11 protein-coding genes are annotated in these 10,565 nt (G+C 61.8%); 7 read left to right on the top strand and 4 right to left on the bottom strand.

Translation table 11 applies throughout. From position 1 onward, the window contains the following. Window positions 1-410: 410 nt before the first annotated feature. Both DGA31_RS13955 and DGA31_RS13950 read right to left on the bottom strand, forming a co-directional pair. On the bottom strand, window positions 411-1,421 hold the full coding sequence (locus DGA31_RS13955) for an AI-2E family transporter (RefSeq protein WP_056840701.1): 1,011 nt from the start codon (window positions 1,419-1,421) through the stop codon (window positions 411-413). Between the two features lie 116 nt (window positions 1,422-1,537). Beyond that, complete coding sequence (locus DGA31_RS13950; protein WP_056840700.1) at window positions 1,538-2,428, bottom strand: alpha/beta hydrolase; 891 nt, start codon at window positions 2,426-2,428, stop codon at window positions 1,538-1,540. 195 nt (window positions 2,429-2,623) lie between these two features. Between DGA31_RS13950 and osmE the strand changes: the two genes are divergently transcribed. After that, the gene (osmE, locus tag DGA31_RS13945; RefSeq protein ID WP_056840699.1) at window positions 2,624-2,962 is read left to right on the top strand and encodes an osmotically-inducible lipoprotein OsmE; all 339 of its coding nucleotides are present in this window, start codon (window positions 2,624-2,626) and stop codon (window positions 2,960-2,962) included. 70 nt (window positions 2,963-3,032) lie between these two features. Here the strand turns inward: osmE and DGA31_RS31045 are convergent, their stop codons facing one another. Then, the gene (locus tag DGA31_RS31045) at window positions 3,033-3,119 is read right to left on the bottom strand and encodes a small membrane protein YohP (protein ID WP_442963079.1); all 87 of its coding nucleotides are present in this window, start codon (window positions 3,117-3,119) and stop codon (window positions 3,033-3,035) included. A 206-nt stretch (window positions 3,120-3,325) separates the two neighbouring features. Between DGA31_RS31045 and DGA31_RS13940 the strand changes: the two genes are divergently transcribed. Beyond that, on the top strand, window positions 3,326-3,868 hold the full coding sequence (locus tag DGA31_RS13940) for a ferritin-like domain-containing protein (protein ID WP_056840698.1): 543 nt from the start codon (window positions 3,326-3,328) through the stop codon (window positions 3,866-3,868). Between the two features lie 157 nt (window positions 3,869-4,025). On the opposite strand, the gene DGA31_RS13935 is transcribed toward DGA31_RS13940, so the two are convergent. Further along, window positions 4,026-6,092, bottom strand: coding sequence for an AsmA family protein (locus DGA31_RS13935; protein ID WP_109512932.1), 2,067 nt, complete (start codon window positions 6,090-6,092; stop codon window positions 4,026-4,028). A 150-nt stretch (window positions 6,093-6,242) separates the two neighbouring features. On the opposite strand from DGA31_RS13935, the gene fabR reads away from it, so the two are divergent. The 5 genes from fabR to ureG all read left to right on the top strand — a co-directional run bounded on the left by fabR (window position 6,243) and on the right by ureG (window position 10,557). Continuing rightward, a complete protein-coding gene (gene fabR, locus DGA31_RS13930) occupies window positions 6,243-6,869 on the top strand; it encodes an HTH-type transcriptional repressor FabR (RefSeq protein WP_109512931.1) in 627 nt (208 codons plus the stop codon). 136 nt (window positions 6,870-7,005) lie between these two features. Further along, the gene (locus DGA31_RS13925) at window positions 7,006-8,457 is read left to right on the top strand and encodes a trypsin-like serine peptidase (RefSeq protein ID WP_109512930.1); all 1,452 of its coding nucleotides are present in this window, start codon (window positions 7,006-7,008) and stop codon (window positions 8,455-8,457) included. Window positions 8,458-8,751: 294 nt separating this feature from the next. Beyond that, window positions 8,752-9,252, top strand: a complete 501-nt coding sequence (ureE, locus tag DGA31_RS13920; protein ID WP_056840695.1) for an urease accessory protein UreE — start codon at window positions 8,752-8,754, stop codon at window positions 9,250-9,252. Continuing rightward, window positions 9,249-9,923, top strand: coding sequence for an urease accessory protein UreF (locus DGA31_RS13915; RefSeq protein WP_109512929.1), 675 nt, complete (start codon window positions 9,249-9,251; stop codon window positions 9,921-9,923). The genes ureE and DGA31_RS13915 overlap by 4 nt, the downstream gene beginning before the upstream one ends. A 16-nt stretch (window positions 9,924-9,939) precedes the next feature. Then, entirely contained in the window at window positions 9,940-10,557 is a 618-nt protein-coding gene (ureG, locus tag DGA31_RS13910; protein WP_056840693.1) for an urease accessory protein UreG, read from the top strand. The last annotated feature ends 8 nt before the right edge of the window (window positions 10,558-10,565 follow it).

Here is a 10,565-nt window from a genome sequence, read left to right as displayed (position 1 = left end):
CATGAAAAAACCCCAGGAAGTCAGATTGGTGTCCAACTTTTGGGGTGCAGATCAACTTGTGGGAGGCGGCTCTGCCGGCGACCGAGTGCGCAGCGCTCGCAGAAATCTGTGAAACGCTGAGAATTTACGACTGCTGCGCAGCCGGTCGTCCGAGTGCGGCCCACGCCAAGCGGGCTCCTACGGGGGGCGCGTAAGCCGGCGGGGCGTGGTGGTGTCAGCGGTTGAGGCGGTTGTCGATCCGGCCGTCCAACACGGCCGAGGCATCGCCACTTGTGGGAGGCGGCTCTGCCGGCGACCGAGTGCGCAGCGCTCGCAGAAATCTGTGAAACGCTGCAATTTTACGACTGCTGCGCAGCCGGTCGTCCGAGTGCGGCCCACGCCAAGCGGGCTCCTACGCGACTGTGCGGGTTTTACACCAGCCCTTCCTTGCGCAGCTCGCTCTTGAAGTAGGCGTAGTACACCGGTCCTGCCACCACGCCGGGCAGACCGAAGGCGGCTTCGAACAGCAGCATGGCCAGCAGCAGCTCCCAGGACTTGGCGCTGATCTGGCCGCCGACGATGCGGGCATTGAGGAAATACTCGACCTTGTGGATCACGATCAGGTAGCTGAGCGCGGCCACCCCGACCCATAGCGACACCGACAGGCCGACGATGAAGATCAGCGTGTTGGACATCAGGTTGCCGACCACCGGCAACAGGCCCAGCAGGAAGGTCATGAAGATCAGGGTCTTGGTCAGCGGCAGGTGAATGCCGCACAACGGCAGCACCACCGCCAGGAAGATCGAGGTCAGCGCGGTGTTGAGCAGCGAAATCTTGATCTGCGCGAACACGATGTTGCGAAACGCCTGGCTGAGCAGGTACAAGCGGTCGAACAACGCGGCGGCCAATGGCTTGCGGCTGCTGACGTCACTGATGCGCTGCAAGGCAATGATCGCCCCCAGCACCATGCCGATCAGCATGGTCACGAACATGTGCGCCGCGCCCTTGCCGATCAGTTGCAGTTCGCCGATGTGCTTTTGCAGCCACACCACCAGCGACACCCGGAACTCTGCCGCACTGGCCGGCAGGTAGCCTTCGATGAACGGCGGCAACTGGCCGCGCGCCCGGTCGATCAGGGTCATGAATTTATCCAGCGAGGCGCCCGGGTTTTCTGCCTCGTGCACGATAAAGCTGAAAGCACCGGCGAACAGCAAGGCCAGCAGGCTGACCACCAGCGTGCCGAGCAGGGCCACCGCCAGCCAGCGGGCGCGCTCGCCGGCAATCAGCCGTTGCAGCTTGGGAGTCAGCATGTTGACCAGCTCGAACACCAGCAAACCGGCCAGCAGGCTGGGCAATAACCTGAATGGCAGAATCAGCAGCAAACCGCCGAACATGATGATCCAGCTGGCCAGGAACACCTGGCGTGAAGAAAACGTTGGCATACAGCCTCATACCGGCAGCCTGAACAGGCAGGCAGTCTGCCAGCCTTCCACACCGAGAACCAGTGATCGGACAACCAAGGGCGCGTGCAATGTCATAAAGATCGATGCCAGGCGTGTCAGAGGCCGGCGGCCTTCAGCCGCGCGGCATGGTCGAGAAACAGTTGCACAGGCCGGGCGCCCTTGCCCACCAGGCCCATCATCTGGTTGACGATGTCGAAATGATCCAGCGGAAAGTCGTCGCCGATGACCTGGCCCAGATGCGAACTGTAGCGCCCGACCATGCCGTCGCACTGGCCACGCTCCTTGACGAAGGTGCGGGCAAACAGCCGGCAGGTGAGGTTGGAACCATCGATCAGGTTGCCCCCGCGATTGGTCACACCGGGCTTGAGAACCCCCGACCAGGAGTAGTAACGCACACCGTTGACCTCCTCAGCCCCCTGCCCGCCCCAAGTGGCCGGCAGGCCTTGCGGGTACTGGCGATTGAACAACGCCACCCCGGTGGTGGTCAGCGACTGGTGCGAAGCGCTGATGTCGGTCGGCAGCTTCGGGCCGCGATAGCCGGTCTCGAACACGGTAATCAGCCAGGCCAGCAGGCCGATGATGGCATTGACCACTCGCCCGCCCGGCGTACCGACCGCAAAGCGCCGCTCCAGGTAGTCAGCCAGTTCCGAACCGTGGTTGGGACCGGCGACCGAGGTGACCGAGGCCACAAGATCCGGGCGCCGGGCGGCGACATAGCGCACGGTCAACGCTCCCTGGCTATGGCCGATCAGGTTGACCCTGGTCGCCCCGGTGTCGCGCAGGACCTGCTCGATCACCAGCAGCAGTTGTTCGCCGCGGATCTCGGAGGAGTTGACCCCGGACACCATCACCGGAAATACACGGGCACCGCCGCGTTCCAGGGGTTTGATGATGCCGAACCAGTAGGGGTAGACCACAAACCGCACAAACCCCAGCAGGCCGGGCACCAGTAACAACGGATAGCGGGTCGCATATTCATCGCTCATGGAGGCGCTCCTGATGGCAAACCTTTGACGCGATTGAGCCTAGGCGCTGTCGAGCGGCCGGGCCGTGCGACGCGACGAAGAGGCACAGCGCGTGCCGGCTCAGGCCATGTGGATATATTGCATCGAACTCCCGGACCGGCTCGTTGCTCAAAACCGTATCGAGCCGGCTTGCGGCTTTCTAGAGGAGAGGCAGTAATGTACAAGAGCATGTTCGCGGCGACCTGCGTGCTGGCAGCATTGGCCGGGTGCACCAACAGCACCGCGCAGAACCCGGTGGATTTCGTGACCTACCGCGACCAGCCACTGGTCAAGCAGGTCGAGGATGGCATGACCCGCGAGCAAGTCCTGAAACTGGGTGGCACGCCGTCGTCGGTGGTCGAGCGCAAGGTCAACCCTGGCACATGCAACAACTATGTCCTGACCCGTGATGGCCACCAGCAGGTGTATCACGTCAGCTTCAATAGCGACGGTCGTGTGGTGAACAAAGGTTTCATGACGTGCGAGCAGCGCGAGCAGAACGAACGCGCCCTTTAAGCCCGCCCGGCTAACAGAAAGGCCCGGTGCAGTGACTGCAACCGGGCCTTTTTTATTCAGGGTGCGAAGGTCAGAACACCAGCTTGAACAGGGCAATGACCACAATCAAACCGATCAGGAAAATGATACCGACGGTGCCGCCAAGGAACTTCAGCATGGTGCTTCTCCAGAAATGGGTCTCACGGCTGTGACCCCTGGCTGGCGCAGTCGTTTCGTGAAATTGACAGCGGCCATGCAAACGGTCGGGCCCTGAAAATCCGATAAAACTTTCTGGCCGTGGCTTACTCACACCTTGTAACGACTTTGCCGGCACAGACCGTAAAACAGCGAAGCGTCAAACCCTGATGAGTGAGGAGATCCACCATGAACAGCCTGAACCAGGCCCCGCAACTGTCCGACGTCAACACGCTGCGCGAACGCGCACGGCAAAATGTGGAAAACGGCGCGGTCACCGAAGGCTACAGCGCGGATCGCGACACCATCCTGCGCCTGCTCAACGAGTCCCTGGCCACTGAGCTGGTGTGCGTGCTGCGCTACAAGCGTCACTACTACATGGCGACCGGCCTGAAGGCCAGTGTGGCCGCCTCCGAGTTTCTCGAGCATGCCCAGCAGGAAGCCGAGCATGCCGACAAGCTGGCCGAACGCATCGTGCAACTGGGCGGCGAGCCGGAATTCAACCCCGACACCCTGTCGAAGAATTCCCATGCCCAGTACGTGGCCGGTACCACCCTCAAGGAAATGGTCTACGAAGACCTGGTCGCCGAGCGCATCGCGGTGGACAGCTATCGCGAGATCATCCAGTACATCGGCGAATCCGACCCCACCACCCGCCGTATCTTCGAAGACATCCTAGCCCAGGAAGAAGAACACGCCGACGACATGGCCGATATCCTGGGCGACCTGTAACACCCCTGCCCCCGGCAGCAGACGCCGATCTGCAGGAGCGACCAACGGTCGCGAAAAGGCCCGAATGATGCGCTGCGGCCTTCGCGACCGTTGGTCGCTCCTACAATGCGCTGTCTAAGCATGCGCCGGCCTGGGCCGAATTATCGGTCCCCCAGACTCATTTAACCGTCTTGTTCAATTTCCCCGCCTTGATCTGCTCCAGCAACGGTGTGCACTGATCCGGCTCGCTGTCGCCGGTGGCCACCAGTGCCAGCAGTCCGGCGGCGGGGCCGGCGGCAATGCCCAGAGCGATCATGCCAGCGCCGCGCAGCAGCAATGGACCCGTCTTGACCCCGGCATTGGGGTTGGCGAACGAGCCGTTGACATACAGCGGCGAGCGCAGCGAGAAGACCCGGAAGCCCTTGGACTCGGGGTTGATGTCCAGGTCCAGTTGCTCGGTCTTGAGGTTGGCGGTGCCGGTGATATGGATGATCGCGTTCTCGGTGTCAAAGACGAACAAGCGGCTGGTGGCCAGGCCGTCCTTGATGCCGAAGTCGGTGACCGCACAGTTGATCTTCACTTCGTTATCGCCAAACAGCTCGCTGACGATGTAGTTGCCCACATTGAGTCCGGCAATTTCCATCAGGCCACGGCTGACCGCGCCATCGTTGATCAGCATGCGCAGCTCGCCATTGGCGCTGCCGAGCAAGGCGGCCACCGAGTTGCCGCGACCACTGATATCGGCATCGCCATTGAGTGCACCAAAGCTGGTTTTCATCGGCTCGAAGGTCGGGAACAACTGCTTGAGCTTGAAGCCACGCGCCGTCAGTTTCGCCCGCCCCTGCATCGGCTGGGCGCGCCCGTCCAGGCGGATGTCGGCGTCGAGCTTGCCACCGGCCACGCCGAAGCGCAGTGGTTGCAGGCTGAGCTGGCCGTCGTCGAGCAGCAGGTGCGTATAGAGATCGCTGAAGGGCAGTTCCGGGCTTTGCACAATGCGCTTGCCGGTGAATTCGACATCGGCATCCATGGCCCGCCAGCGTGCGGTGTCAAAGGTTTCGACCGGCAACACCTTGGCCGAAGGCTGTTTGCCCTGCCCGCCGCGCTTTTTCTGCTCGGTATTGGAGTCGGCACCGATCAGCGGCGCCAGGTCGCTGAACAGCAGTTGATCAGAGACCAGCTTGCCGGTCAGCCTGGGCCGGGGCTGGCTGGCGACAAAGCCCAGGTCGCCGTGGATGTCGCTGTTGCCGATCCGGCCGTTGAAGCCTTCATAGCGAAAGCTGGCCCCTTGCGGATCCTTGAGCCGGGCGATCAAACGCCCGTCGGTGGAATAGGCCCCCGAGTCGGGCAGGGTCACGCCGGTCAGCGGGTATAGATTGCTCAGGCTGGCGCCTTCAAGCTTCAGGCGCAGGTCCAGGGCACCAAAATTCTGTGGGTCGGTCAGGGTGCCGGCGATCACCGCATGGGTGTCGCCGACCCGCACATCGGCCTGCACCGGAAACGGCTGCGCGGCATCCTTGAGCGCCAGCAGGCCACCGACTTTGCCACTGCCGGCCACCGCCTGGCCGCGATACTGGCCCTTGCTGGTGAAGGCAAAGGCGTAGTCCTGCGGCGTGGCCCCCTTGTCAGCAACCTTCTTCGCCTCCTTGCCGCCCACGATGTCGCTGAACGGAATCGGCTTGCCCAGCGGGGTGATGACCACGTCCATCCGGGCATTGAGGGTCTGGTCGCTGTAATTGACCAGGCCCTTGTCGAACTTGATCGCGCCGATGTCCAGCACCCAGGCCGACGGCTTGGCGTCGGGGTCGGACGCCGGCAGGTCGAACACCCAGTTGGCTCGCCCGTCGGCCAACCGCTCCAGCTGCGCATCGGGCCCGGTCAGTTCAATGCGCGGGATGACGACCTGCTGCACCAGCAAGGGCAAGGGCGACAAGGTAAAGGTGACCTGCTTGAGGGTGACCATCTGCGGCTGCTTCGACCAGTCGGGGTTGCCCAGGGTCAGGTCCTGCGCCACGAACCTTGGCCACGGCACCCAGGCGCGCCAGCCGCCTTCCTGGGTCTCGCGCTGCCAGTGCACACTCAGGTCGCCATTGATCGCGAACGGCCGGTTCAGCGCCTGGCTGACCTTGTCGTTGAGCATCGGCTTGATGCGGTTCCAGTCGAAGGTGGCGATGACCACGATCACAATGGCCAGCAGGGCGATCAGGGTGATGCCCGTCCAGGCGAAAATCTTGCGGCTGCGCGTCATTGCACTCTCCAAAACCAGCCCGCCATCCAGGACGCGCCGAAAACGACATATCGCTTAGGACTTCAAAAAGCCATCAGCGTTTGCCCCAATCGTGAATCAAATTAGGGCGTGGTAAAGTGCCGCGCAGTTTATCGCCACAATGGCCCTGAGATGTCAGCCCGCGCCGAACAAAAGCAACAGACCCGCAAAGCCCTGCTTGAAGCCGCACACAAGCTGATGGAGAGCGGGCGCGGGTTCGCCAGCCTGAGCCTGCGCGAAGTGGCACGCACCGCCGGCATCGTACCGACCGGTTTCTACCGGCACTTCGACGACATGGACCAGTTGGGCCTGGCGCTGGTGACCGAAGTGGGCCAGACCTTCCGGCAGACCATCCGCCTGGTGCGGCACAACGAAATGGTCATGGGGGGGCTGATCGAAGCTTCGGTGCGCATCTTTCTCGAAGATGTGACCGCCAACCGGGCGCAGTTCCTGTTCCTGGCGCGCGAGCAATACGGCGGTTCGCTCAAGGTACGCCAGGCACTGGCCGCCTTGCGCGAAGGCATCGTGACTGACCTCGTCACCGACCTGGGCAAGATGTCCAAGTGGCAGCACCTGAGCAGCGCGTCGCTGGCGATTATCGCTGACCTGGTGGTCAAGAGCGTGTTCGCCATGCTGCCCGAACTGATCGACCCACCCGCCACTCCGCTACCCGCCCACCAGACCCCCCAAGCCAAGATCACCGAACAACTGCGCTTTATCTTCATGGGCGCCCGGCACTGGCGCGGGTTGAACCACTGATTTCAGGCAAGGCCTGCAGCGCGTCTCTACCGCAATGCTCCCTCGGCCAGAGTCGAACATTTATATATACACAGTTGATCACCATCGAAGTGGTAGCGTTGAACGGCAACCCCACTCTCATCATGGAAGATGAACGATGAACACAACACTCAGAACATTGATAACCGTCTCGCTATCCAGCCTGGCGACCCTTGGCTCCGCCGCAAATGTTACGGCCGACGATAGAACACCCCCTCATGAAGTCGAACAACCTGGTTACCAGGGCAACGACTTCTATCGTGCGGTCGGCAAACTCCGCGGCGCATTGACCTGTACCGGCTCATTGATTGCTCCTAACGCGTCACCCGATGCACCAGCGTACATACTGAGCAACGGGCATTGCGCCGCAAACCCGTTCCAACTGCAATCCTCCAACCGGATCATGGTCAATGAGCCGGTCGATTACACGATCGAGTTCAATTACTTTCACGACAGCAAGGACAAGACCTTGCCCGTACGCATCGCATCGATTGCCTACGGCACAATGAAAGGCATGGACATTGCGCTTCTGAAAACCGACAGGACGGTTGCCCAGTTGCGCGAACAGGGGCTTGAGCCGTTCAGGTTGAGTGATGCCGAAACAACCGTCGGCGACACGATCATGATCTCGGGTATTCCAGCCCGGGTCGATGCCTTGCAGAACGCTACCTGCACCCATGGCCGCCAGGTTGATGTGGTCGAAAACAACTGGCACTGGTATGCGCAGGTCAGCAATACCTGTCAGGGCATCTCCACCGGCAGTTCCGGCTCGCCTGTCTTCAATGCAGACCGGGCCGTCATCGGCGTGCTCAACACCACCAGCACTGGCGCCGTGGGCGAGACCTGTTATAACGGCAATCCCTGCGAGGTCACGGACAAGGGGCCCAGAGTCATACCCGAACACAACTATGTCGTGCCGACCCAGGGACTTTCAGCCTGCTTTGACCCGCAAGGCATCTTTACACTCGGCGCCCCTGGCTGTCCTCTGCCCAAACCTTCAGGACTGGACGTACAGAACTATCCGACGATCTTTGCCGGGCATAATGAAACCCTCAATACGACCTGGCAGTTCGATGTCCAGACTTCCGTCAAAGACATAAGGGTCAAGAAAATCAGGCTGGACACTCCGGGTGACAGCTGTCAGGTCATGACCGGTTATGGCCCGCTCATTCAGGCGAACACTTTCCGGCCTAAAGAGGAGTTGCTGTCCGCCAGCGACGAGGGTGTGCACCAGTATTGCGTCATCGCCGGTGATGATGAAACGGCCAGATACCCTGAAGTGGTCCAGGTCATCGTCGACAACACTCCACCGTCCCTGAAACCCTGGGTCAATATCTTGCCAAAGAATCATAACGTCTTGATTGAACCGGTTTTCGACCTTCCGGAGTACTCCGACTTCTACGTTGGCCTGACCACTGATCCATCGCTGACATGCGCTGAGGTGGATTACGTGCACTATCTCAGGGTTCCGCTCAAAGCACCCTCCTCGTTAGCCAAGGTATGTGTTTATGGGTATGACCTGGCCAGGAATAAGGGTCCTGCTTTTGAATACCTGCCTCCTCAACCTTGAGCATCGGGCGGGAGTCATCATAGACGCTGGCACTCGCTGTAAATGTCCCCCTGCATTGTCCGGTTAGCGCCATCGGACGTGCATGGGGACTTATGAGGGTGTGAAACGCACGCACCACGCAGACAGCTTCAGCACCATTTCGATACAGGCATACTTTTTCGCACCGGAAAAGCGCACAAAACATACCTTCCCTCTACAACCGATTGGCCAGACAGTGGCTTTTTGCTCGTTCAAGGCACGTTGGCAAGGCCCTTGCTCTGTGATGAGGCATTGCTCATTGCGGGAAGCCTGCCGATGCTGGTCATTCACACACGAATCGAACCCCGGGACCACTGGGACGCCGAACTGCTGCTCACCTTCGAGGCGCGCAGCAAGAGCCGCCTGCGCTGCTTCAGCACCGAGCAGGAAGACGTCGGTCTGTTCCTGCCGCGTGGCCAGTCGCCGCTGTACGACGGCGAATGCCTGCAAGCCGAGGACGGGCGCATCGTGCGGGTGCGGGCGCGTCCCGAGCAGTTGCTGCACGTCACTTGCACCAGCGCCTTCGAGCTGACCCGCGCCGCCTATCACCTGGGCAACCGTCATGTGGCCTTGCAAGTAGGAGATGGCTGGTTGCGCCTGCTCGACGATTATGTGCTCAAGGCCATGCTCGACCAGCTCGGGGCCCGCTGTGAAACCCTTGAAGCACCGTTCCAGCCGGAACATGGCGCCTACGGCGGCGGCCATCATCATTCAAGGGCCGGTGAAGAAGACTTCAACTATGCGCCGCGCCTGCATCAGTTTGGCGTGCGCACATGAACAACGCCTGGGCGCTGTTGCGCCTGGCCAGCCCGCAGTTGCCGATCGGCGGCTACAGCTATTCGCAGGGTCTGGAACTGGCGGTCGAGAACGGCCTGGTGCACGACCCGGCCAGTGCCCGGCGCTGGATCGCGGATCAGTTGTTGCTCAACCTGGCGCGTTTCGAGGCGCCGCTGCTGCTGGCCCATTGCACTGCCGCCGCCGATGAGGACTGGGGGCAGTTGTTGCAGTTGAGCGAGGAGCACCGTGCCAGCCGTGAAACCCGCGAGCTGCACCAGGAAAGCCGGCAGATGGGCTATTCGTTGCAGCAACTGCTCAATGGCCTGGCCGAGCTGGACCGTCCGGCACGCGGTTTTCTGCAACAGATCGAGGAACCGCACCTGGCGCTGGGCTGGGCGCTGGCCGCGCGCGCCTGGCACATCGCGCCGCCAGAGGCGCTGGCCGCCTGGCTGTGGAGCTGGCTGGAAAACCAGCTGGCGGTGCTGATGAAAACCCTGCCGCTGGGCCAGCAGGCCGCGCAGCGCCTGACCAGCGAACTGCTGCCGGCGCTGCAAGAGGCCCGCCACCGGGCCGCCGCCCTGGACAGCCCGCCGTGGGGCAGTGCGCCCTTTGGCCTGGCGCTGGCCAGCATGGCCCATGAACGTCAATACAGCCGGTTGTTCCGGTCCTGAACCCTTGGAGAACACAATGAACAGCCAACCCCTGCGCGTCGGCATCGGCGGCCCTGTCGGCTCCGGCAAGACTGCCCTGACCCTGGCGCTGTGCCTGGCTCTGCGCGAGCGTTACAACCTGGCGGTGGTGACCAACGATATCTACACCCGTGAAGACGCCGACTTTCTGGTGCGCAACGAGGCGCTGGCACCGGAACGCATCATTGGTGTGGAAACCGGCGGCTGCCCGCACACTGCCATTCGCGAAGATGCCTCGATCAATCTGGAGGCGGTGGACCAGCTCAACCGGCGCTTTCCGGGCCTGGACCTGATTCTGGTCGAGTCCGGCGGCGACAACCTGTCGGCCACCTTCAGCCCGGAACTGTCAGACCTGACGATCTATGTGATCGACGTGTCGGCCGGCGACAAGCTGCCGCGCAAGGGCGGCCCGGGCATCTGCAAGTCCGACATGCTGGTGATCAACAAGATCGACCTGGCAGACCTGGTCGGCGCTTCGCTGGAGATGATGGACCGCGACACGCGCAAGATGCGTGGCGAGCGGCCCTTCGTGTTCAGCAACCAGAAAACCGGCCAGGGCCTTGAACAGATCATCGCCTTCATTGAACGCCAGGGCCTGTTGAACACGGCCGCCTGAACCCGATT

Origin of the sequence: Pseudomonas ovata (assembly GCF_003131185.1) — a bacterium.
GTDB classification, from domain to species: Bacteria; Pseudomonadota; Gammaproteobacteria; order Pseudomonadales; family Pseudomonadaceae; genus Aquipseudomonas; species Aquipseudomonas ovata.
Note: the sequence above shows the minus strand (reverse complement) of the source record. Positions and strands in the feature narration are given on the sequence as shown.